General features: G+C 47.9%; 24 protein-coding genes and 2 pseudogenes. 21 read left to right on the top strand and 5 right to left on the bottom strand.

The window, feature by feature from the left end; genetic code table 11:
* The first annotated feature begins 10 nt into the window (after positions 1 to 10).
* The 14 genes and pseudogenes from ACSAZK_RS13700 (at position 11) to ACSAZK_RS13635 (ending at position 11,800) form a co-directional block, all read left to right on the top strand.
* Positions 11 to 295, top strand: coding sequence for a hypothetical protein (locus ACSAZK_RS13700; RefSeq protein WP_440954649.1), 285 nt, complete (start codon positions 11 to 13; stop codon positions 293 to 295).
* Between the two features lie 151 nt (positions 296 to 446).
* Positions 447 to 989 (top strand): alpha-ribazole phosphatase CobZ, encoded by a 543-nt coding sequence (gene cobZ, locus ACSAZK_RS13695; RefSeq protein ID WP_440954648.1) that lies wholly within the window; start codon positions 447 to 449, stop codon positions 987 to 989.
* 20 nt (positions 990 to 1,009) lie between these two features.
* Positions 1,010 to 1,852, top strand: coding sequence for an adenosylcobinamide-GDP ribazoletransferase (gene cobS, locus ACSAZK_RS13690; RefSeq protein WP_440954647.1), 843 nt, complete (start codon positions 1,010 to 1,012; stop codon positions 1,850 to 1,852).
* The gene (locus ACSAZK_RS13685; RefSeq protein WP_440954646.1) at positions 1,837 to 2,448 is read left to right on the top strand and encodes an NTP transferase domain-containing protein; all 612 of its coding nucleotides are present in this window, start codon (positions 1,837 to 1,839) and stop codon (positions 2,446 to 2,448) included. The genes cobS and ACSAZK_RS13685 overlap by 16 nt, the downstream gene beginning before the upstream one ends.
* 14 nt (positions 2,449 to 2,462) lie before the next feature.
* Entirely contained in the window at positions 2,463 to 3,203 is a 741-nt protein-coding gene (locus tag ACSAZK_RS13680; RefSeq protein ID WP_440954645.1) for an ATP-binding cassette domain-containing protein, read from the top strand.
* Complete coding sequence (locus tag ACSAZK_RS13675) at positions 3,203 to 4,168, top strand: SufB/SufD family protein (protein ID WP_440954644.1); 966 nt, start codon at positions 3,203 to 3,205, stop codon at positions 4,166 to 4,168. Before ACSAZK_RS13680 ends, ACSAZK_RS13675 begins: the two co-directional genes overlap by 1 nt.
* A 74-nt stretch (positions 4,169 to 4,242) precedes the next feature.
* Complete coding sequence (locus tag ACSAZK_RS13670) at positions 4,243 to 4,638, top strand: hypothetical protein (RefSeq protein ID WP_440954643.1); 396 nt, start codon at positions 4,243 to 4,245, stop codon at positions 4,636 to 4,638.
* A gap of 902 nt (positions 4,639 to 5,540) precedes the next feature.
* Positions 5,541 to 6,191 (top strand): dimethylamine corrinoid protein MtbC, encoded by a 651-nt coding sequence (gene mtbC / locus ACSAZK_RS13665; protein ID WP_440954642.1) that lies wholly within the window; start codon positions 5,541 to 5,543, stop codon positions 6,189 to 6,191.
* Between the two features lie 33 nt (positions 6,192 to 6,224).
* A pseudogene (gene mtbB, locus ACSAZK_RS13660) lies at positions 6,225 to 7,628 on the top strand ([dimethylamine--corrinoid protein] Co-methyltransferase).
* Between the two features lie 350 nt (positions 7,629 to 7,978).
* Positions 7,979 to 9,466, top strand: a pseudogene (gene mttB / locus ACSAZK_RS13655) ([trimethylamine--corrinoid protein] Co-methyltransferase).
* A 2-nt stretch (positions 9,467 to 9,468) separates the two neighbouring features.
* Positions 9,469 to 10,122 (top strand): methyltransferase cognate corrinoid protein, encoded by a 654-nt coding sequence (locus ACSAZK_RS13650; RefSeq protein WP_440954641.1) that lies wholly within the window; start codon positions 9,469 to 9,471, stop codon positions 10,120 to 10,122.
* 165 nt (positions 10,123 to 10,287) lie between these two features.
* Complete coding sequence (locus tag ACSAZK_RS13645; RefSeq protein ID WP_440954640.1) at positions 10,288 to 11,334, top strand: EamA family transporter; 1,047 nt, start codon at positions 10,288 to 10,290, stop codon at positions 11,332 to 11,334.
* Between the two features lies 1 nt (position 11,335).
* Positions 11,336 to 11,629, top strand: a complete 294-nt coding sequence (locus ACSAZK_RS13640) for a hypothetical protein (RefSeq protein WP_440954639.1) — start codon at positions 11,336 to 11,338, stop codon at positions 11,627 to 11,629.
* A gap of 21 nt (positions 11,630 to 11,650) precedes the next feature.
* Positions 11,651 to 11,800 carry a hypothetical protein gene (locus ACSAZK_RS13635; protein WP_440954638.1) on the top strand — a complete coding sequence of 50 codons (150 nt, stop codon included), beginning with the start codon at positions 11,651 to 11,653 and terminating at the stop codon, positions 11,798 to 11,800.
* Between the two features lie 273 nt (positions 11,801 to 12,073).
* Here the strand turns inward: ACSAZK_RS13635 and ACSAZK_RS13630 are convergent, their stop codons facing one another.
* Complete coding sequence (locus tag ACSAZK_RS13630) at positions 12,074 to 12,757, bottom strand: DUF5591 domain-containing protein (protein WP_048180590.1); 684 nt, start codon at positions 12,755 to 12,757, stop codon at positions 12,074 to 12,076.
* 275 nt (positions 12,758 to 13,032) lie between these two features.
* Between ACSAZK_RS13630 and ACSAZK_RS13625 the strand changes: the two genes are divergently transcribed.
* A complete protein-coding gene (locus ACSAZK_RS13625) occupies positions 13,033 to 13,434 on the top strand; it encodes a helix-turn-helix domain-containing protein (protein ID WP_440954637.1) in 402 nt (133 codons plus the stop codon).
* Between the two features lie 281 nt (positions 13,435 to 13,715).
* Here the strand turns inward: ACSAZK_RS13625 and ACSAZK_RS13620 are convergent, their stop codons facing one another.
* The 3 genes from ACSAZK_RS13620 to ACSAZK_RS13610 all read right to left on the bottom strand — a co-directional run bounded on the left by ACSAZK_RS13620 (position 13,716) and on the right by ACSAZK_RS13610 (position 15,917).
* On the bottom strand, positions 13,716 to 14,891 hold the full coding sequence (locus ACSAZK_RS13620) for an aminotransferase class I/II-fold pyridoxal phosphate-dependent enzyme (RefSeq protein ID WP_440954636.1): 1,176 nt from the start codon (positions 14,889 to 14,891) through the stop codon (positions 13,716 to 13,718).
* 82 nt (positions 14,892 to 14,973) lie between these two features.
* Positions 14,974 to 15,465, bottom strand: a complete 492-nt coding sequence (locus ACSAZK_RS13615; protein WP_440954635.1) for an Lrp/AsnC family transcriptional regulator — start codon at positions 15,463 to 15,465, stop codon at positions 14,974 to 14,976.
* A 74-nt stretch (positions 15,466 to 15,539) separates the two neighbouring features.
* Complete coding sequence (locus ACSAZK_RS13610) at positions 15,540 to 15,917, bottom strand: 30S ribosomal protein S8e (protein WP_440954634.1); 378 nt, start codon at positions 15,915 to 15,917, stop codon at positions 15,540 to 15,542.
* Between the two features lie 883 nt (positions 15,918 to 16,800).
* Between ACSAZK_RS13610 and ACSAZK_RS13605 the strand changes: the two genes are divergently transcribed.
* The 4 genes from ACSAZK_RS13605 to ACSAZK_RS13590 all read left to right on the top strand — a co-directional run bounded on the left by ACSAZK_RS13605 (position 16,801) and on the right by ACSAZK_RS13590 (position 19,674).
* On the top strand, positions 16,801 to 17,127 hold the full coding sequence (locus ACSAZK_RS13605) for a DUF6951 family protein (protein WP_048180602.1): 327 nt from the start codon (positions 16,801 to 16,803) through the stop codon (positions 17,125 to 17,127).
* Positions 17,128 to 17,390: 263 nt separating this feature from the next.
* Positions 17,391 to 18,080, top strand: coding sequence for a DUF169 domain-containing protein (locus ACSAZK_RS13600; protein WP_440954633.1), 690 nt, complete (start codon positions 17,391 to 17,393; stop codon positions 18,078 to 18,080).
* Between the two features lie 313 nt (positions 18,081 to 18,393).
* Positions 18,394 to 18,876: an NOB1 family endonuclease gene (locus ACSAZK_RS13595; protein ID WP_440954632.1), complete on the top strand. Its 483-nt coding sequence runs from the start codon at positions 18,394 to 18,396 to the stop codon at positions 18,874 to 18,876.
* Between the two features lie 183 nt (positions 18,877 to 19,059).
* Positions 19,060 to 19,674 (top strand): orotate phosphoribosyltransferase-like protein, encoded by a 615-nt coding sequence (locus tag ACSAZK_RS13590; protein ID WP_048180610.1) that lies wholly within the window; start codon positions 19,060 to 19,062, stop codon positions 19,672 to 19,674.
* 229 nt (positions 19,675 to 19,903) lie between these two features.
* Here the strand turns inward: ACSAZK_RS13590 and ACSAZK_RS13585 are convergent, their stop codons facing one another.
* On the bottom strand, positions 19,904 to 22,036 hold the full coding sequence (locus ACSAZK_RS13585; protein WP_440957024.1) for a DHH family phosphoesterase: 2,133 nt from the start codon (positions 22,034 to 22,036) through the stop codon (positions 19,904 to 19,906).
* A gap of 263 nt (positions 22,037 to 22,299) precedes the next feature.
* Between ACSAZK_RS13585 and ACSAZK_RS13580 the strand changes: the two genes are divergently transcribed.
* Both ACSAZK_RS13580 and ACSAZK_RS13575 read left to right on the top strand, forming a co-directional pair.
* Complete coding sequence (locus ACSAZK_RS13580; protein ID WP_440954631.1) at positions 22,300 to 22,431, top strand: hypothetical protein; 132 nt, start codon at positions 22,300 to 22,302, stop codon at positions 22,429 to 22,431.
* A gap of 28 nt (positions 22,432 to 22,459) precedes the next feature.
* A complete protein-coding gene (locus tag ACSAZK_RS13575) occupies positions 22,460 to 23,245 on the top strand; it encodes a slipin family protein (protein ID WP_440954630.1) in 786 nt (261 codons plus the stop codon).
* The last annotated feature ends 4 nt before the right edge of the window (positions 23,246 to 23,249 follow it).

The raw sequence follows: 23,249 nt of genomic DNA, 5'->3' as shown, positions 1-23,249 counted from the left end.
AACCCGGATAGTGTTTACCAGGATAATATTATCTGAAGATTGTTTATCGAAATATTATTTACCTGAAGATTGTTTATCGAAATATTATTTACCTGAAGATTGTTTATCGAAATATTATTTACCTGAAGATTGTTTATCGGAATATTATTTACCTGAAGATTGTTTACCCGGATATCGTAACACTGTGAATAATCGGGATGAGCCCGTTCAGAATTTTTGCGGAAGAACCGGGATTTCAATTGGTTCAGGAAATTCGGATCATGTACCCCCAACAGAAATTCCTGACAATTATTGACATTGTAGAATCCATTTATTTAGACCTGAGATGTCAACTGGCAAATCAGCCAAAATAAACATTTAAGCGGATACCAACCGTTTTGAAATATAAACCGGAATAAACATTAAAATTTATATCAACCGTTTTGAGAACTCTCGAAGTGATCATTATGAAGTTATCCGATATTGAGGAGAGGGACCTGAAAAAAGGGCAGCCTGAACAGATAGAGGAAAAAGCTACTATTGACATCCTCGACGTTCTGGCAGAAGAAGGCATCAGCGTACAGGACCTTGCAGATACGGCTCTCGAAATGTACGTCCCGCACCCGGGGCTCGAGACCAGGGAAAAAGCCGAGGCGTTGTTTAAAAGGGAACTCAAATTCGCCCTTTCGGACCCGAACCTCTGCCTCCTGATCTACTCGGGGATTTTGCTGGAAAGAGAAGGCAGAGCAGGGACCCTTCCGAACCTTAGCAAAAAGTCCTATGAAAAAGACCTGTCTTTTATCATCGCAGACGAGGTGCTGGGCAACAGCATCGCTAACTACATTAGCGGGTCCAAAGGGACTTTTGAATTCGTGAGGTTCGATAAGCAAAAACCGGGAATCCTTGCAAAGCTCGGGCCTTTCATGGATGACGTGATAGGAGGGGTGATCGGAGGGGTATCTTCCAACATGTATTCGCGAGGTATGGCTGACTGTGAGAGCAGTGACTGAAAAAACGGACGGTGAAGCAGATGAATTCTTATCTACTTGCTTTTAAGTCGGGCTTTGGTTTCCTTTCCACGATTCCAGTGGGCATCAGCATGGAAGGAATCGACGCTCTTATGAAAAAAATCTATTTTTACCCCGTTGTGGGAGCCGTGCTCGGATTGCTTATCGGGGCAGCCGCATATATCGGGCAGGCAGTTTTACCTAATACGATTATCGCCGCCCTGATTATGGCATTAACATACTATCTTACAGGCTTCAACCACCTTGACGGGGTCACGGATATCGGGGACGGTTTCATGGCCCATGGGTCCCCTGAAAAGAAAATAAAGGCTTTGAAAGATACAAACCTCGGAACCGGAGGAGTATCTTCCTGTATTCTTTTGTTGTTAGTGTTCTACGCTTCAATAAGGGCTGTTCAGGTCGAAGGCATAGCTACTTTCGGACCCGGGCTGCCCTTGCTAATGTTTTTAGCTCTGTTTATAGCAGAGGTCAGCGCCAAACAGTCCATGCTCACCATTGCAGCATTCGGAAAGCCCATACCCCCTCAGGGAGACCAGGCATATCCAGGCCTTGGAAGCATGACCATAGACGGCGCAACTAAAAAGAATTTTATTATAGGCTTTGTCTTCGGAGCGGTTGTATGTTTCCTGGCCATGGGGTTCATCGGACTGCTTCCGTACCTTGCAGCCTGCGGCTCAGCCCTTGTGCTCCTGAACCGGAGCTATGCCCATTTCGGGGGCTTGAACGGTGACGGGATCGGTATGGCAAACGAAATTGGCAGGGTGGTCGCCCTGATTACTATCGCAGTTATCCTGAAACTATCTATAAACGGAAACCCGGGAGGATTTGAATGGACGCTATTGTAATGGCAGGGGGACTGGGCCAGAGGCTCGGGATGGGGGAAAAGCCCTGTATAGAACTACTTGGAAAACCACTTATCTCTTACGTGATTGATACCCTGAAGGCCGCAAAGAATATAGACAAGATCTTCGTAGCGGTCTCACCGGTCACTCCCAGGACCGAGATCATGCTCCAGGAACGATATAAAGGCGAAGTAGGGGTAATCCGGACCTTTGGCGGGAATTATGTGGGAGACATGATCCATGCCGTGGAAACCTCTGGAGCAAAGGGACCCGTAATGATTATCATGTCAGACCTGCCTCTCCTTGATTCAGGAATGATAGACGCGGTTATCAAGAAGTATGAGGAAGCCGGTACACCGGCTCTTTCGGTTTATGTCCCGATCAACGTCTGCAAGGAAGCAGGCATCAGGCCGGACACCGTCTTTAACAAGGAAGGAAAACTTATCGTGCCAACGGGAGTAAACATTCTGGACAGTTCGAATATCAGACAAGAACAGGAAGACTTTAATCTGATATTGGATAATCCCAAACTAGCAATGAATGTGAATACGGTTAAGGACCTGCAGCGCTGCAAGGAACTGCTGCAATGTGCAAATTAAAAAAATTGCTAGAGGTGTCATATATTCTAACCTTAAAAAACCTGGAATTATGCCGTGATGGAAAAAAAATCCTGCGTGGGGTCAACCTGGAAGTTGGAAACCAGGAGATCCACAGTATCATTGGTGCAAACGGTGCGGGAAAAAGTACGCTTGCCTATACCCTGATGGGACTTCAGGGCTATGAACAAAATGAAGGCAGCGTAATTTTTGACGGGGAAAACATCGCGGAACTTTCAATCACGGACCGTGCAAAAAAAGGCATAACCCTTGCCTGGCAGGAACCAGCCCGCTTCGAAGGGCTCAAAGTCAGGGACTACCTTGCAATCGGAGCAAGAGACAACGGCGGCATCACGGAAGAAGAGATAAGAGATGCCCTCTGCAAAGTTGACCTGAACCCCGAAAAGTATCTGGACAGGGAAGTAGGGGAAGCCCTCAGCGGAGGCGAAAGGAAGAGGATCGAACTTGCCTCCATCATCACCATGAAGCCGAGACTTGCCATCCTCGACGAACCTGACTCGGGAATCGACGTGGTCTCCCTGAAGGAAATTGTAAACCTGATCAGGGCACTCAAGGAAAACGGCTCTTCGGTGCTTGTAATCACACACAGGGAAGAAATCGCCGCTGCCTCGGACAAAGCATCCCTCATGTGTGAAGGGGTGATCCTGAGAAGCGGAGACCCCCTGGAGATCAGTGAATTTTTCAAAAACAGGTGCATCCCCTGTGACAACAGGGTATATCCCCTGAAGGAGAATTGATGATGACCCTTACAAAACTGGACATGCTTTCCAAAGATACGGAAGATATGACCGCAGCTTATACCGTAGCCGGGGGAGATGTGGAAGTCCTGCATAACCATGAAATTTCCAGCCTTGTTGTAAGCGGGAACAAGGTGCTCAGCGCAAACAAAACCGAAGGGATTGTGCTGGAAAAGCAGGAAACCGAAAACGGTGTGGACATCAAGATGACCATTAAGAAAGGGTACAAAATCCCCCACCCTGTCCACCTCTGTTTCGGGCTGATCCCGGAAGACGGAATACAGGAAATCAAGATGGATTTTGTTGCAGAAGAGGATTCCGAGGTCGAGCTGGTTGCCCACTGCACCTTCCCGAATGCGGTAAAGGTGGTCCACAAAATGGAGGCGGAAATGGTAATCGGAAAGAATGCTTCCGTAACCTACACCGAAACCCACTTCCACGGACCTTACGGCGGCATCCAGGTGCTCCCGAAAGCCCACATACAGATCGAGGAAGGAGGCAGCTACTGCACGAATTTTTCCCTGGTTTCCGGAAGAGTGGGCCTCCTTGAATTTGATTACGACGTGGATGCCGAAAAGGACTCCCTCTGCGAAATGATCACGAAGGTCTACGGGAAAGAGGACGATGTAATAAAAGTCCTTGAAAGAATCTCCCTGAACGGGGAAAACGCCCGGAGCGTTATAAAGAGCAGGATCGCCATCACCGACGAGGCGGTATCCGAGTTCAGGGGAATCACCGAAGGCCATGCTCCCAGAGCCCGCGGGCATGTGGACTGTATGGAAGTTATCCAGGGCAATGCAAAAGCCGAAGCTGTACCCATCGTCCGCGTCGACCACCCTGAAGCAAAGGTAACTCACGAAGCAGCCATAGGCTGTGTGGACAAAAAAGAAGTCGAGACCCTCATGGCCCGCGGCCTCGAAGAAGATGATGCAATAGATATAATCGTGAAGGGAATGCTTGCCTGAGGGCAGTATTCTCCTTATTCACCCCCTCAAGAATTCGAATACCATACCGCCGGCCGGAAAAGATTCGATTAAAATTGAAGGGATTCAAAACAGGAGTTGAGAACATAAACAGCTATGTTACTATCCTTGGAAAAAAGTATTCCGAGAAAAACCTCCGGCTGATCACAGGCAAAAAGGACGTTAGTTGCCACACGGAAAACATCCCTGAAGAAATGCTCCTTTTATGCGAAACCATCGAAGAGCCCCTGAAACTCCCTTACATGCTGGAAACCTTTTACACAATGCAGATTAAGAACGAAAAAGCCTTTCATTTTTCCCTGCTCCGGGTTCAGGTTGATTCGGACCTCAGGATGCATGAGGACATCCAGAAGTGCCAGCAAAGGAAATATGTAGCAGAAACCCTTGAGAAGTTGCTCTACGGGGAACTGATGCTCGGAGGAGAAGTCCCGGAAATCGAAGATGCTTATTAAACTACCTTTTTTACTACTTTTTTAACCACCTTTTTTACTACTTTTTTAACTACCTTTTTTACTACTTTTTTAACCTACCTTTTTTACTACTTTTTTAACTACCTTATTAAAATTTCAAAACCCCCAACTATCGGCCTGGAGACCGGAAAGCCCCCTTATTACCAGCTTAGCTTTGGGAAAAATGGTCCTGTTTTCAGGCATATATCCAGGCAAATTCTTTTTTTTCAGCCTATATCCAGAAAAACTTCCCATTTGCTGTCCGCAATCCGGAAAATTTCCGGCAATTCATTTTACATTTGCCACCTATATTTGCATATTTTTACATTCACTTTCAATTCAACCCATATTTCAGGGATCTTATTTTCAGAAGCTGCTTAATCCAGAAAAGAAGCAGTTAGATCTCGTTTTTACAGATTAAATAAAAATATATTGTTAAAAAATAAATTTAGGAAGAATATAAATAAATACATTGATCCTAAAGATATTAAACAGGGAGAATAAAAGCCCGGAAAAACGGAACTTTCCGGCACAATCTTTTGACAGAAGGCCATCAAGGGACATAAGGAAAACGAATCGGAAGAACCACAATATATTAAGAAAACGGGCAGAAAACCCCGGTTCGTAAAAAGAATTCGCCGGCAATCAGATATCACAGATAGAGAGGGGGATGATACCGGACCAGAAATTAGCCAGCGCACATCTTAGTGGAAACTATAGAGCCGGACTGGAAAGCCGGGTCCTGGCAAAAACACTGAACAACGGGAAGGCAGGAAGATCCTCACGACTTTAGAGGGCAATCATACGAGCTAGTCACACTGAGTCAGTAAGACATCTGAGTGAGGCATACAGAACCATTGAGGCATTCCCGCCCGAATGATATCAGCCTGAAAGGGGGGTTTAAAATGGCAAGCAAAGAAGAACTGATTCAAGAACTTTCAGATGCGATTATATCCTGCAAAAAAGACAGGGTACTTGAGGCAGTAGAAAAGGCAAAAGGGGTGATGGAACCATCCGAAATTATCGAAAAAGGGCTTGCAGCCGGAATGAACGAGGTAGGTACCCTTTTTGAGAGGGGAAAACTCTTTCTGCCACACGTTATGATGGCCGCAGACGCCATGACGGCAGGGGTCCAGGTACTTGAGGCCGAAATGCCGGTAGGGGAACAGAAAAAGAAACTGGGCGTCATCGTGAACGGGACTGTGGAAGGAGATGTGCACGACATAGGGAAGTCGATTGTTTCAACGATGCTCCAATCCGCAGGCTTCGAAGTACACGACATCGGCCGGGATGTCCCGATCCGGGATTTCGTGAACAAAGCAAAAGAAGTGAATGCTGACATGATAGGGCTCTCTGCCCTTATGACCACCACCCTGCCGGGGCAGAAAGAAGTGATCGAGCTCCTCAAGGAAGAAGGAATGAGAGACAAGGTAAAAGTCATGGTAGGGGGAGCCCCTGCAACCCAGGCCTGGGCTGACAAGATAAGCGCAGACTGTTATGCCGAAAACGCAAGCGAAGCCGTTGCAAAAGCAAAGGAGCTCATAGTCGGGAAGTAATGAACCTTATTTTCAAAAAGGAGGTGAAAGAAAATGGCAACGGAATATGCGTTGAGAATGGGAGACGGAAAGAGGATCTTCCTGAGCAAAGAAAAAATTCTGGAGGAGCTTGAAGCGGGGTCTGCTGACGCTGCAGACCTGGGAGAAATCCCTGCTCTCAGCGGGAATGAAATCGACAAGGTCGCAGAAATCCTGATGATGCCGGGTAAAACCGTAAGTGTGGAACAGGGCATGGAAGTGCCTGTTACCCACGACATCGGGACCCTCAGGATTGACGGGGACCAGGGGAACAGCGGCGTAGGCATTCCCTCCAGCCGCCTTGTCGGGTGCATGATGCACGAGAGGGCTTTTGGCGCCGACACCATGGAACTGGGTCACATTGACTACAGTTACAAGCCTGTTAAGCCTGTTATCTCAAACGAGTGCCAGGCAATGGAAGTCTGCCAGCAAAACATGATCGTTCCACTCTTCTACGGGGCAATGCCGAACATGGGCCTGTACTACACTCCGGACGGTCCCTTCGAAAATCCCGGAGACCTCATGAAAGCTTTCAAGATTCAGGAAGCCTGGGATTCCATGGAACATGCCGCAGAGCACCTCACCAGGGACACCATCTGGATCATGCAGAGGCTCATGGCAAGCGGGTCCGACGGTGTGAACTTCGATACCATCGGGGCAGCAGGAGACGGAGACTTCTTCGGATCCCTCCACGCAATCGAAGCTCTTCGGAAAGAATTCCCGAACATCTACATCGAAGCCGGCATGGCAGGTGAATGCGTTCTCGGGATGCATGGGGAACTCAAGTACGACGGCACAACCCTTGCAGGTCTCTGGCCGCACCAGCAGGCACCCCTTGCCGCAAAGGCGGGAGCAAGCGTCTTCGGGCCTGTATGCAACACCAATACCAGCAAGACCTCTCCCTGGAACCTGGGCCGCGCGGTCACCTTCATGAAGGCAGCCGTGGAAGCATCCACAATCCCCTGTCATGTGGACATGGGAATGGGTGTAGGTGGAATCCCGATGCTTGAGACCCCGCCCATCGATGCGGTGACCAGGGCAAGCAAGGCAATGGTCGAGATTGCAGGCGTAGACGGCATATAGATCGGAGTCGGCGACCCGATGGGTATGCCGATTTCCCACATCATGGCTTCCGGGATGACCGGGATCAGAGCAGCAGGAGACCTTGTAGCAAGGATGGAGTTTTCAAAGAAAATGAGAATCGGTGAAGCCAAGGAATACGTCGCAAAGAAGCTCGGCGTTAGCACCCTGGACCTCTCGGACGAGCACATCATGCGCGAACTCCGTGAAGAACTCGACATCGGTGTAATCACCTCCGTGGCAGGCGCAGCAAAGGGCATTGCCGCAAAGATGAACATCGAGAAGCTGCTCGATACAAAGATAAACTCCTGTGACCTCTTCAGGAAACAGATCGCATAAATCGAAAACCAGAGAATTGTTTCCGGAAATAAATTCAAGAAAAAAATATAAGGAAAACATATATACACGAATAGATAAAATAAAAATAGATTAAATATTATAATATTTCCCGATGAAATTCGGGAGAAAGGGGCAAATCCGTAAAGGGAAGTGGGATTCCGTTGAAAAGCTCCACAGGTTCTCCTGTACAATCACGTAAGTGGGGGCCGGAGGAACTTTTTGAAAAATATAATTGATACCGGTAGCTCAGGCTATACAATCCAGAGACTATACAATCCAGAGACTTGCCCTGCCGCAGATAAGAACCGAATGGAAATAAGAAGAAAATCCGATGAAAAAGGAGAGAGAAAATGGCACAATGTAACGCATTTGCAGGATTCGATTATCTTGAGGGCGTGGAACTGAACCTCTTTACCGCAGACGAGCTCAAGGCAATCCACTACGCCACAATGGAAGTCTTAATGAACCCGGGTATCCAGGTCTCGGACCCTGAAGCAAGGCAGCTATTCAAGGAAAACGGCTGTGAGGTCAATGAGAAGACCCAGGTCGTTAAAATTCCGGAATACCTGGTAAGAAGAGCTCTTCAGCTCGCACCGTCCAGGTTCGTACTCTGGGGGCGCGACAAGAAGTACAACACTGTCCAGGAAGCCGGAGGAAAGGTACACTGGACCTGCTTCGGCACAGGGGTCAAGATGTGCCGGTTCCAGGACGGCAAGTACGTAACCGTGGACTCCGTGGAGCAGGACATTGCGGATATCGCAAAACTCTGTGACTGGGCAGAAAACATCGACTACTACTCCCTGCCGGTTTCGGCGAGGGACTGGGCAGGCAAAGGAGCCCAGGACGTTCACGAGACATTCACTCCGTTAACCAACACTCAGAAACACTTCCACCACATCGATCCCGTGGGCGAGAACGTGGAGTACTACTGGGACATCGCAAAGGCCTTCTACGGAGGGGACGAAGAAGAAGCCCGGCAAAAACCAATCTTCTCCATGCTACTTTGCCCGACAAGCCCGCTGGAACTCAGTGTCAACGCCTGCCAGGTTATCATCAAAGGTGCCCGCCTGGGAATCCCGGTAAACGTCCTGAGTATGGCAATGTCCGGAGGGTCATCTCCCGTATACCTTGCAGGGACGCTTGTGACCCACAATGCCGAAGTCCTTTCCGGAATCGTGCTTGCCCAGCTCACAGTGCCCGGATCAGCAGTCTGGTACGGAAGTTCCACCACGACCTTCGATCTGAAGAAGGGTACTGCTCCTGTCGGATCGCCTGAACTTGGCCTGATCAGTGGAGCTGTCGCAAAACTCGCACAGTTCTACGGTCTTCCTGCATTCGTGGCAGGCACTTAGTCTGACGCCAAGGTTCCGGACGACCAGGCAGGGCACGAAAAGACCATGACCTGTCTCCTTCCAGCTCTCTCTGGTGCAAACACCCTCTACGGAGCCGGGATGCTTGAGCTTGGTATGACATTCTCCATGGAACAGCTGGTAATCGACAACGACATCATCAAGATGACCAAGAAGGCAATGAAAGGAATCCCGGTCAACACCGAAACCCTTGCAGTCGAATCCATCCAGAAAGTAGGCATAGGAAACAACTTCCTCGCCCTCAAGCAGACCAGGAAGCTTGTAGACTACCCGTCAGACCCGATGCTCATCGACAGGATGATGTTCGGGGACTGGGAGCACGCAGGCTCCAAGGACCTGGCAGCTGTGGCAAACGAGAAGGTCATGGACGTCCTGAAACACCATGAGGTCCCACCAATCGACGCCGACATCCTCAAGGACATGCAGGCAGTCGTGGACAGAGCTGACAAGGCCTTCAGGGAGGGATAAAAATGGCAAGCAAAGAAGAAATCATCGCCAAAGCAAAAGAAGCAATTACCGAATATGATGAGGAAATGGCAGAAGAAGCAGCAAATGAGGCCCTCAAGGAAGGAGTCGACCCTGTAGAAATCATCGAGCACGGCTTTACGGCAGGCATGCAGGAAGTAGGAGAACAGTTTGAACAGGGGGCAGTGTTCCTTCCCCACGTGCTCGCTGCAGCCGAGGCAATGAAAGCAGGAATCGAAGTTATGAAGCCGGAGATGGAGAGAAGGAAATCCAAAACCGAGAAAAAAGGAACAATCGTTATCGGGACCATCGAAGGGGACATACACTCCATAGGAAAGGACATCGTTGCTTCCATGCTCAACATTGCAGGCTTTGAAGTGATTGATCTCGGAAGAGACGTGCCCATCAAGACTTTCATTGAAAAGGCAAAGGAAATCAAGCCTGAATTCGTTGCGAGCTCTGCCCTCATGACCACCACCATGGTTAACCAGATCCAGATCGAGGAACAGCTTAAAGAAGCAGGCATCCGCGACCAGGTAAGGACAATGGTCGGGGGCGCTCCGGTTACCCAGGACTGGGCTGACAAGATAGGGGCCAACATCTACGGGGAAAATGCCACTGACGCGGTGAACAAGATAAAAGCGGCATTGGGATTCTAAAAAGATTAAAGAGCGGAAAGTTCCGGGAAAATTCAAGGCAATTCAAGGCTCGCTCCGGGTGAGCATCCGGGAATTGCCCCCCGGGCATCCTGCCCTGAAAGAATCAGGTCATGAAAACGGATCGGGGCATGAAAATAAATAAGGTCATAAAAGGGAGGAGTTGGAGTGGATCTGAAAGCTTTGAAAAAGCAGGAAAGCAAACGAAAAATCAGTAAAGGGTACATGTGGGCCCTTTTCTGTGCCGTATTCTGGGGAATCTGGTATCTGCCGGGCACTGTTGTCTGGGTGCTGAACCCCTTTGACGAAATGTTCGGAGTCATTGCCGGGACAAACGGAGACGCAGTATCCCTGGTTGTAACAGCAGTCCTGATCACCGCATTCAATGCACTTACGGTTATGCTTGCCCTTATGGTCTGGAATGGAGTGCTGCAAAAATTCGGGGAACTGGGCCGTACACTAAAGGAGTTCAATCCCTGTTCCAAGTGGTTCTTCCTGGCCTCAATCTTCGGGGGACCGGTTGCGATTCTCGGGTCCTTTATGGCAATGGGATTTATCGGCGGCGCATTTGCCGCGGTTGCTGCCCTTCTCTATCCTGTGATCGGGTCCGTGCTTGCATATTACTGGTACGGGGAAAAAATTACAAAGAGAGCTGCAATCGGGATTTTAGTTATTATTCTTGGAGGAATTACGATCTTTGGCGGCGGGCTCATTACCGAGCTTGGTGCAGGGGAAGTGCCCTGGATCGGATACCTCGGCGGACTGATGGCAGCTGCCGGCTGGGGAATTGAAGGCGCAATCGCAGGTAAGGGACTTGACATTGCCGAGCCTGATGTGGGGCTGACCCTCAGGTTTGTTGGAGAAAACATAATCTGGTGGATCCTTATCGTGCCGATTCTGGCAATAGTTGGCTTCCCGATGTATTCCTTTGCATTCCAGGCCTTTGAGCCTCTGACCCTGCTGGTCCTTATCTTTGCAGGGATTACCTTTGGTTTCTGTTATGTCTGCTGGTACAAATCTTTCCCCCTGATAGGAGTAGGGAGAGGGCAGGGCATAGGAAATCTCTACGGACTGTGTGCCATTATCTTCATCTTCCTCTTCTTCGGGGATGTGCCCCAGTGGACAATCCTGCTTGGAGGTGCGCTCTGTGTTGCCGGGAGTTTCATCATGTTCACGGAAGAAGCCGGAGAACTCGAAACCCTGAGAGGTGAGTGAAATGGGAAACCGACCGTTAAAATTCAGGATTCTGGAACTTTTCCTGGACGAAAAAGAGCACTGGAACTATGAGATAGTTTCAAAGATAATGGAAGAGTACGGGATGAAGGGAGATTACCACAGGGACAGCATCAACTTCGATATCATCGAACTGGCATCCGGAGGAATGCTGAAAGACGTAGAGCAAAAAGTGGATGAAGAGGGGATCTACAAGAAAGGTTTCCTTCTGCACAGGTACGTGATTACGGACTTCGGGAAAGTTCGGGGTTCGGACGCATGTCTGAGATACGTGTAAAAGTGAAACAGAGGAGTTAATATGGTACAAACAGAAGCCGCAATGGAAGCCTACAATGCCTACTGGGCAAATTCCTTCATACCTGCGGGGAACATCATGTGGATGGTCCTGATCCTGATCCTGGCAGTGGTTGCGCTCTGGCAGGCCAGGACCTTTGTGTCCCAGTTCTGAGCTTTCGGCAAAGTTCAGGCTTCCGGTAAAGTTCTAAGCCTTAGGAGAAGTTCTGAGCTTTCGGAAAATGTATAAGTTTCAGGGAAAAACAAAAAAGTATTGAAGGCACTTCCGACCACTCCTTAAGTAAAATACCGCCGGGAAGAATATCCTCAAGAGTGAAGGGCCTGTTGTCCCTCCTCCCCTGGCAGAGCGGAGCTTATGCCCTCAAGGAAATGCAGACAGCAAAAGACACGGGCTGCATCCGAAAAATGCATACAATTTGCAGAGAGTTTACAGGAGGTACCAGTCCGTATCGTCAACCGAGAGGTCTTCCCGGAGACCGACCTTCCTCCCGGGAAGCTTTAAAGCTTCTGCAATTGCATCGGAAAAGTCCTGCAGGTACTCTTTGCAGGAGAGACTGTTGTAGATGAAGGATTTTTCGGGCTGGAGCATACTCCGGATTGTGGATTCCCTGGGGACCAGGGACACTTCCACATCCACCATTTCCAGAGCCTTTTCCATGGCAGTCCGGAAATCCCCGATACAGTAAGCAATCCTGTGCCCGTAATTATCCCGGGTCTTTTCGAGATAACAGGCAAGCCGTTCACTTTCGATTTTTATAAAATCCCTTTTGATCTGAGTCACATTGCATTTTCCCATCATGAATTTGTAGTGCATGAAAGGGTACTGCGTATCAAGTTCCCTGGGGGCAACCCCGCAGGTCCCGAAAGTCACAACGTGCACATCCTCGGGTTTTGCAAGTCCGAAGATGATCCGGTCGAATTTTTTATGGGATGGGCTTTCATGGTAGGGTTTCCTCTTTGCACAGGGAACAAAAATACAGATTTCCCTAAAAGGGGCTTCGTATTCGTTCAAAATCCACTCGTTGGCCCTTACCATATCCGGATGGTAAATAATCCTCTCGTTATCAAGAGGCTCGGAAGAGCGTTCATCTTCAGGAATAATCGGCTTCATAACTTCCAGGGCTATTGATCAGAGAAATTATATATATAATTTTGTGATTGAGCATGGCAATTGAGAATGTGAGCTTTTGTGCAAACAGCGCAAAACAATAATATAATAAAAGAGCCTAAAAGTGTTAACATAAATAAGTTAATAAATATATTCATCACCAATGGTAACCTGGCAACAAAGTTGGTGCTTAAAAAGATTCTGGAGTGCAATTTTAAGCCAGTACAAAGGTGAAAACACAGAAAAACCTGAAAAAAAGTAAACTGCTAAGTGATCTTATGGCAAATTCAATTCATGAGATGATAAGAGCAAGCTTCAGGTGCGAGGACATGGTAAAATGTGTGCTTGGTTTAAAGTCCCTTGACATCGATGCATACAAAGCCCTGCTCACTTCCGGCCCCCTGACAGCCGAAAACCTGGGTGAAATCCTTAACAGAGAAAGGAGCACTGCATACCGTTCCCTTCAAAACCTGATAGCCTGTGGTGTTGTTTACCGGGAAACCCGGTCCATTGAAAGCGGAGGATACTACTACGAATACGTGGCAATCGAACCCCAGGAAATGAAAACGATGGTCAAGAAAAACGTGGATGAATGGTACGACCAGATGAACGATTTGATTGAAAAAATGGATGACAAAATGAATATCCTTATCATGAGAATGGACGATGAGGAAGACTGACCCCAAAAACTCCAACGAAACATTTTTCCGGATACGCAGTCCTTAACAGTTCAGATATATAGCTCATAAAAAACCTGGATATACACACCATGTTGCTAAAGAATTTTTAAATACATTACAGGAATTTTCAATAAAATTATATAAAATCCAATTATAAAAGTGAAATGGACCCCAAGAGAATTCCTGAAAGAAAAAAGGAATTTAAGAAAGAAAATAAGAAAGGAAAGCAGCCGAAGAATAATTTCGGCAAGCCTGAAAAAGAATTCAGCTTCCTTTCACTGTTATAATCCGTCTACAAATTCACCCATTCGATCGATAGCTTTTTTAAGGTCATCCATGGACGCTGCATAAGCGCAGCGGAGGAAACCTTCCCCTGCTTCCCCGAAGACGTCACCCGGGATTACAACAACTCTCTTTTCGTTCAGAAGCCGTTCTGAAAATTCACAGGAGGAAAGGCCCGTGGCCCCTACATATGGGAAGGCGTAGAAAGCTCCTTTGGGAGTAAAGCAGTCGAGACCTATCCTGTCAAAGCCCCTGACGATGAAATGCCTGCGCCGGTCGTATTCCCGGACCATCCTTTCCATTTCGTCATTCCCGTTCCGGAGGGCTTCAAGGGCTCCTACCTGGGCGGTTATGGGGGCACAAAGCATGGAGTACTGGTGGATCATCATCATGGAACGGATGATCTCGGGAGCGGCCATTGCAAAACCGAGTCTCAGGCCTGTCATTGCATATGCCTTGGAAAAGCCGTTCAGCATGACAGTCCGCTCTTTCATACCCTCAAGGGAAGAGAAGGGAATGTGTTTGCCTTCATAGGTAAGGCATTCGTAGACCTCATCCGAGATCACGAAGAGGTCATGTTCCGCCACAAGGTCAGCAATGTCCTCGAGGTCCTCCCGGGTCATGACAGCCCCTGTGGGGTTGTTCGGGAAATTGAGCACAATTGCCCTGGTCTTGCTGGTGATAGCAGGTTTAAGGACTTCTGCTGTGAGACGGAATTCATCTCCCCGGTGGGTGGAAACGATCACAGGCTTGCCACCTGCCAGGACCACCGCAGGGACGTATGCCACGTAAGCAGGCTGGACCACGATGACCTCGTCTCCGGGGTTTACCACTGCCCGGAGTGCAATGTCAATAGCTTCGCTAACCCCGGTGGTAACCAGGATCTCGGATGCCGGATCATAGTCCAGGCCATATCGCCTGTAATAAGTCCTTGAAAGTTCATCCCTGAGTTCCGGAAGCCCGTAATTGGAAGTGTAGGAAGTCTGCCCTTTTTCAAGGGAGTGGATACACATTTCCCTAATGTGCCAGGGAGTAATGAAATCCGGCTCCCCCACGCCAAGGGAGATAACGTCCTCAAGTCCGGAAACCAGATCAAAAAAACGGCGTATCCCCGAGGGGGGGACATTTTTAACTATTTCCGCAACAAATTTTGAAGGATCACATGGAGGTCTCAAGAAAACACCCCGATCAAAAATTATATGAGTAAAACAAATTGTGAAAAGGAATAGAAGGATCAGGCCTATTAGAATCCTCTAATCAAAGCGAGACCGGGAGCCGCTTAATTGCTTCCGGTTCGTGGAGAATTACCCCATCTTCCTTATAGGTCTTCAACACGAAATGAGTTGCCGTGTTCTGGACCTGGTCAAGGGTCGCAATTTTTTCTGCCACAAAAAAGGCCACATCCTTCATGGACCTACCCCTAACGGTAAGGGATATGTCGTAGTCCCCGGACAAAAGCCGAACAGATCGGACCTCTGGGAATTTATAGATCCTTTCTGCAATTACCTGGTAGCCCTGGTTGCGCTCCAGCGTGACCTTCAGTTCGATCACGGCGTAAACGTAGTTTTCTCCGACCAGGTCCCAGTCAATAATGGTTTTGTAGTGCCGGATAACTCCTGTCTCCACGAGTTTTGCAATTGCCTGAGAAACTTCCTGTGCAGTCATATCCGTAAGTGCTGCAATTTCATCAGAGCTTGCTCTCGCATCGTTTTCAAGAATTTCCAGAATGTGTCTTATCTTTTCATCCATTGATAGTCACCGGCACGAAGTTTTTTCAAAAATTTAGGGTTGATCCCAGAAGAGGGACCAGGTCCTGAAAAGAATTACTCTATCAGGACAGCGTTTACGACTCCTTCCTGTCCCGGTCTGCTCGTTACCCTTGCAGTGCCGAGAGGGGTCTTAATGACAGAGCCCTTAGTCAGGATGTTACGCCTGATGTAGTGTTTGTTTGCAGTGTTGTCGACAACGGTTTCGATAGTTGTAACCGCTGTTTTACCGTCGTTCGGATTCGTTACGTTTGCCACATTGGACTGAAGGAGTCTTACCTTTCTGTTGCCTCCCATAGTGGAGACATTCTTCCGCTTCACGTCGCTGATACGGGTATCCGCAGATTCACGGCCCATCTCAAACTTACGCTTTCCGCGGGCAGCTGTGACCTTCCCACCAGTCGCCTTCCTTCTGGAACTGCCTTGCCATCTCATATTATCGCCTCATGAATGTATTAGAATTCTCTTCAGGTTTCATATAATGCATTTAATGCCTTAATTTAGGTTATGCCGATAGTAAATATCCTGTAATCTGGTGATCCCGATCAGGGCAGAGGTATGCCGTTAAGTAGCTAAATTGCCCTGATAATATATTAATTGTATGAACAGGAGTATTTAATTAGCGTATTTGCTACGGACATATCATTACAAATAGAATCGTATAAGAACTTTGCGATCAGGCATCCGAATAATTCCCGGATTTGCCCCATGCCCCCAGACACGACCTGTCTTCGAAGGGCAATGTGCCTGAAGAGTAACAAAGTACAAGTATAAAAATCAACGCAAAATAAGATGTTAACGCTGAAAATCCGGATATACCAGAAATATTATAAGAGATAAAATATAAATATAAAAGATACTGGAGAGCCCAGGTATAATAGATAAAACCGAATCGTTGAACCAGGTATCACCGAAGAATAAACATCAGCGTAATTAAATATCATCGGACGAAAACCCGAAAATTTAAAAAAATTGGCAAACCTGGCCCCGGCAATTTTAAACATCGGCAAACTTAAACCGGGCGGATTCAAAAAACAAACTATAGTCAAGGACCCAAATTCCTTCACCAATCTCAAGCGAAAGTTTAACCACAGAAAGCACGGAAAACACGGAATAAAGGAAATAGGGCACAATCCTTCCGGGCTTTCCGTGTCTTCCGTGGTTATAATGTAAGTGTAAGTATTTACGTTCGGGACTATAAAATCAAAAAACAAACTAAATCAAAAAACAAACTAAATCAAAAAACAAACTAAATCAAAAAACAAACTAAATCAAAAAACAAACTAAATCAAAAACAGCGGATTAAGGAGAGAATATAATGGTCACGGAAATTTCTATAGATAGTATATGCGGACACACGACAAAGATTATTGCCACAAAGGAAGGCAAAAAAACCCACGTTCATATCAAAACGACCTGTGAAAAGCTCAGGAACTGGGGAACCAAATTTGACTTTGAGATGAATGATCTCATGGGGGGGCAGGATACCATCCTTTCCAAAAAGTCCGCTGAGAACCCGATTACTCCCACCTGCCTTGTCCCTGCAGCCGTTATGAATGCCTGCTGGCTGGAAAACGGCATGATCTCGAAGAATCTTGCCAGGGAAAAGGGAAAAATGCAGATTATTTTTGACAAACTCGAGTAAGGATCTAACAGGCGGGAATGGGCATCCCCCCGAACAAACTTTTTTAATCGGTACGCATGAACCTGACCCGGGGCTAAAGAAATACTTCAGGACCCGGGGCTTCCTTTGAAAATTTGTCAAGGAAAGACTTTGGAAAAAATAAATATCGAAATATTTATATCTGAAACGGTTGTGTATAGTTTATCCAAAACAGAACAATGATATGTATAAAAAATACATTATAACAATTGCAGTTCAACAAATTTGAAACCCGAGTGAGAAACATGGATATCAAGGAAATCAACAATTACGGCCAGGAACTGATCGTTCGTCTGAACCTCAAGACCTCCCCGGTGGCAGTAAGATTGATACCTGCAGGCGGAGAAATCCCCACAGAAGTCAAAAAGGTAGAAGAAACCATGCGCCACTGCCAGATGATCGACAGGGTCAGGAGAACAGGCGAAGAGTTTTACTCCCTGGTTGAAGACCAGATGTGCAAGGGAGGAGCCGCTTCCATGGGGCTTGGCACGATGCCAGGAAAAGTAGGAAGCGGAGAGTTTTACTACAAAGGCCTGAACCACTTCAGCAACATCAATGCCGCCCGCCGCACTGTTGAAAACGCTCCCATGCTCCCCCCCAACAGCACCGAAGCGATCCTGTACGGAGCCCTTGATAAAGCTAGCTTTGAACCTGACGTCGCAGTGGTCATCTGCAACCCCAGGCAGATCATGCTACTCACCCAGGCAATCATGTACAAGCGTGGAGGCCGCCTGGAAGTCGGTTTTGCCGGAAAGCAGAGTGTCTGTTCAGACGGAGTAGTGCAGGCCTACAGAGACGGCCAGGTAGGGATCACAGTAGGCTGCAGCGGAAGCCGGGCCTATACGGAAATTGCCGATGAGGAAATGACAATCGGCATCCCCGTAGAACTCCTGCCAGATATCACTGAAGCCCTGGCAAAAATCTGTCCGAATTAAATGTAAGGGGGCTACCCCCTTAATCCCTTCATTGCGACTTATCATTTTAAAACCCAGCTTCGGACTATTTTTATCTGGGCCACATTTCCGATAAACCTTTTTTGAACTATTTTCCCCACCCCGATTTCCAAAAAGCCTATCCTCGACTACTTTTTATTATCCTCGACTACTTTTTATGCCCCTTCTTCCCAGAAACCCACACATTATACATCCCAAGACAGGAAATGCTTGAAGAACCTAATATTCATGGCAGGAAGCAAATGAATTGAGGAAGCCAATGAATTATTATACTAAAAGAGAAAATTTGAGGCAAATGACCAATTACATAGCAGACTCGGCAGTTTTCATAATGGGCAACTGCGACGTCGACAGTTCCCTCCTTATCACCGTCCCATCGGTTGAAGACGAGTTGAAGAGCAGGGATGCCGTCCTACGCTTTGACCTGGCAAAGGAAGGAGGGCTTAGAGTTGAATGGCCCGAACCCGAAATGGTAAAAGTGGTAAGGGAAAAAGCAGAGCATACCAGGGATTCGGAAGAACTTTCAAAAACCGATCTGGAAGTCCTTGCAAAAGCCCTGGAACACAAAGAAAAAGCGGTCCTTTTGACGGATGACTACGCCGTTCAGAACGTTGCCGTGCAACTCGGAATTGAGGTAAAACCAATAGCTCAGAAAAAAATAAGGGACCTCATAATCTGGCAAAAGCAGTGTATAGGCTGCAAACAGACTTTTGAGAAAGGAGATGTCTGCCCGGTTTGCGGATCACCCCTCAAGAAGAAAAGAAAGACAAAGCTCTGATGAAAAGGGGAAGAAAAAGATATAACGCTTGGTAGTGTAATAATGCTTGTAGCTGAGTATTAAAATACCAGGATTATATTTTTCAGGCAGTATTTGCAAGACAAGCTGGAAATAAGCCGGAAGAAAGAGCTGAAAAATACTGCATACCAAAACAAAAAACAATATTCAGGTGGGAATGGAGGAATGAAGAACATAGAAGATTTGATCCAGAAAGCTGTTGAACTTCAAAACAACGGGCTTGTAAGCGGCCAGATTGCCGACGAACTCAATGTTTCCAGGGAAACAGTGACCTGGCTTTTGACCCGCTCGAAAAAAGAAGTTACAGCTCCCGCACCGAAGGACATATCCGTAAACTGGAGCAGCATAGGGAAAAGTGCTACAAGGCTCCACTACATCTCCCTTGCCCTCTGCGACATGGTGCTTGAGACCCTGGAAAAAACAAACACAGAAGTGGATGTGGTCGTAGGAGTTGCTGCCAGCGGTGTCCCCCTTGCAAGCATGATGGCAAACGAACTGGGAGCAGACTTTGCCCTCTACCATTCCCGTAAAGCACAGGACGTTGTCCAGCCCGGCCATAAAGGGACCATCAGCCGCAACTTCGGAAGCGTTGCGGGCAAGAACTGCGTGATCGTTGATGATGTGATCACGACTGGATCCACCACAATGGAAGTGGTAGAACACCTGCGGGAAATGGACGCAAAACCGAGAGTCGTAGTGGTCCTCGTAGACAAAAAAGGCTCGGATACCATAGCCAACGTACCCATACAGTCCCTGGTGAGGATTGTGAGGGTGGACTGAAAGAAAAAACTAACTTTTACTTCTTTTTTTATTTTTTGCTTCTTTTTGGTTTCAATTCTTTTTGGTTTCAATTCTTTTTAGTCAAGGGCTTTGCCTGTATTTTTTACTTTACTCACCCCAGCAGCTACTTTTTACCGTAGTAGGACATCCTCTGTGAAAAAGAAAACGAAAGGGGAAAAACAAAAAGGGTGAAAAAAGGAAAGCGGAAAAAGAAAAAAGAAGCCGATAATCAGTATTCGACTTCCGTGGACCCAATTTTTTCCGCAAGCCTTGAGAGGACCTCGGTCCGCATCCCTTCCACGAACTTGATGCTCCCCACGACCAGGTGCCCACCTCCGTTCACGCCGGCACCCGTGATTTCCTCACGAAGTTCCCGGACGATCTGCGGGATGTTCATGAGCACGCCCTTTGAACGGATAACCGCAAAGTCCGGGCCAAAGCCCAGGGTTACCATGGGTTTTTCAGGGTTCTTTTTGCAGAGCACGTCATGCACCTCTCCCGAAGTCTTCCCCGGGGGCGGGAAAGTGAATTTGTGGGCATAGTTTTCCACGTCAAGCACGTTCATGATAGCCCCGTTTGCAAGCTTCTGGGATTTTATGTTGGAAAGGCAGGTATCGAGCTGTTCCTGAATCATGCCATTTGCCTGCTCGCAGAGGAGAGAGACCAGCCGCCCGTGGGTTTTGTGATCACCCAGGTCAAGGATGTCGTCAATCACACCTTTACCACTGCTGAATTTAAGCCAGAACTGCTCGTAATCCAGGGCAAGGGCCATGTCCTTCAGTTCCTTAAGGGTGTAGCGGTCCGAGGCAAGGGAAATATACCTCCCGGCTTCCGGGGCCTCCGAACGGTCCCCAACCGCTGAAACTCCAGGCAGGTGTCGGATAGTCTCACTGATATCGGGGTTGATCATACGGGCTACTTCGGCACAGAGCATGCCTGCCGTAACCCCGAAATCGCCGCCCACGTGGGCAGGGTTTACGTGCCCTATAAGGTACTGGTCCACAACTTCGTCCGGGTGGTGGTGGTCGATCACCAGGATGTCCATATCATAGACCCTGGCCTGCCTCATGGCAGGCACGTCCTCTTCAGTGGAGCCATTGTCCACAAGGATTACCAGCGGCATTTTCTGCCCGTGCCTGGAGGCATCCTCGAGCGCATAAGAAATGTCCCGGGTAATGTCGGGAAGCTCATAGAAAGGAGCTTTGGAAGGAGCCCGCTTGTAGAAGTAATACTCGGCATCCGAACCCCCGATTTCCGTAATAAGAGGCAGGATTGCCCTCTCAATGGCAATAGCCGAGGTAATCCCATCAGCATCGGCATGGTGCCTGAGAATGATGGGTTTTGAGTGGAGAATTGCTTTTTTGATTTCCCTGGCCACATGGAGCATCTTTGGCCTGAGCTTTTCCATAATTTCACTTTCGATCAGGAAGGGGATATCAGCAGGAGCTGCCTTTTCCTCAATTACCCTCTCGACCCTGGCCCTGACAGCAGCTTCCCTTTCCGCGGTAAGCCGCTTCATGCTCATGACCTCGATCTGGACCTGATCATCACGCAGGGTCACTTCCCCGGTGATGGACACAACCATTTCCGCATCGATGTGAGGGTAAGCTCGTTTCCCGGCACTCTCAAAAGCCGCGCAGGGGACAAAACCCCCTTCATCACTGATCGTGAAGATAGTGGGTCCACTGGTCTGCTTTACCTGGATGATCTCCCCCTCAATCCGGACCAGCCTGCCCTTCATGCTGGGATCGATATTATCGGAGCTTTTGACAGGAAGCTCCTTTTCAAGCTCGATAGTTTCATACTTCTGGAGGGTTTTGGGGATCAGGTCCAGTTTTCCTCCGGCCTTGATGCTTTTTACGAGCACGATTACGGTTGCCCCGACTTTCGGAGGGACTTCTACATTGCTTGAGTGCATGAGCCCCCTTACGTGGGAGTTCAGATCCACGAAAACCCCGAAGGAAGCCGCACTGCTCACCTTTCCGTGGTAAAGATTCCCGGCTTCCACATCCTTGAGGTCGCATGAGTCGTCCAGGGCATAGACGTGCTGGGATTTGGAGCAAGAAATGCAGGTCTCGTCTTCAACCTCATCAGGGTTATAAATCGGTGCCCCACAGACCCTGCAGGCGTAGATCTTTCCCAACCCCCGGCAGGTTTCGCAGGGTTCCGTGTTTTCAATATTTCCTGTCCCCTTACATTTTTCACATTCTGCACCGTTTTTAAGTAAACTGTCAATATCTTTTTGCGAGATTTTCATTAAATCAACGGATTTCGCCTTGCCTTTCCCCTTACACTGGGGGCAGACCTCGGTTGAAATTACTCTATAACCACGCCCGTGGCAATCTGGACATTCCTTACTCATGAATATCAACACCGGGGTTTCTTCTGAACCTGCGTTTTCACGCACTCATTTTGCTCTTCAAAATCGTAATTCAAGTTTTAATCGCTTCCTAAAATCGCTTCCTGAGCGTGTACTCTCGCATCGCTGTCTGCGCTTAGATCACTTTATGCATTTATTAATTTATTGTTTGTGGGGTAGATCTCAATCAAATAGGGTCTTTCAACTCCCCTTATGGTTCCAATAAAAAATTTCCAAAGAAACAAGGAGCCAGGAAGAGTCCTTATATGGATTTGCCTGTTTTAAGAGGATTAATCCATGATAAAAAACCTGTAAACCCGGAAATGCTCATAGAGCAGGAATTTTCAGGCATAATTCCCCGGATAGAGAATAATTATTTAATGATAAGCCCAATTTAAATATAATGAATAAGAGGGGCATTTTATTATGAACGGTTTTACCAGTCCATTATTAGTTCCTGTATTAATAGTTGTATTATTAATACTCTCACAGGCAATAAAAATGGTAAATGAGTACGAGCGCGTCGTAATTTTCAGATTAGGACGCCTCAGTGGAGTGAAGGGGCCGGGAATTTTCCTGATTATCCCCATAATCGATAGGGCCGCAAAAATCGACCTGAGAGTGGTTACAATCGACGTTCCGAAGCAGGCCGTGATTACAAAGGACAACGTGACAGTTGAAGTTGACGCAGTTGTCTATTACAAGGTTGTGGAACCCGGTGCCGCCATCACCCAGGTCGAGAACTACATGTTCGCAACTTCCACCCTCTCCCAGACCACCCTAAGGGACGTGCTGGGTCAGATGGAACTTGACCAGGTGCTCTCAGAAAGGGAAAACATCAATATGGAAATTCAGGAACTCCTCGACGCCTCCACCGACCCGTGGGGTATCAAAGTTACCGGAGTCACTATCCGGGACGTGCTCCTACCCGAGACCATGAGGAGAGCAATCGCAAAGCAGGCAGAAGCCGAAAGGGAAAAGAGGGCCAGGATCATCCTTGCTGAAGGGGAGTATCAGGCTGCACAAAGAATGAAAGATGCGGCATTCCTCTACCAGGATACCCCAACAGCCATCAAACTCAGGGAACTTCAGACCCTTGCTGAAATTGCCAGGGAAAAGAACCTCATCGTAGTCACGCCGTCGGGAGCCGTGGAAACCGGCAACATAGCCGCCCTTTCCAAAGCAGTTACGGAAAGGAAGGAACAGGTATGAGGAA

Source organism: Methanosarcina sediminis, assembly GCF_052056915.1.
Classification (GTDB): Archaea; Halobacteriota; Methanosarcinia; order Methanosarcinales; family Methanosarcinaceae; genus MTP4.
The sequence above is the reverse complement of the archived record's forward strand: the minus strand, read 5'-3'. Positions and strand labels throughout refer to the sequence as shown.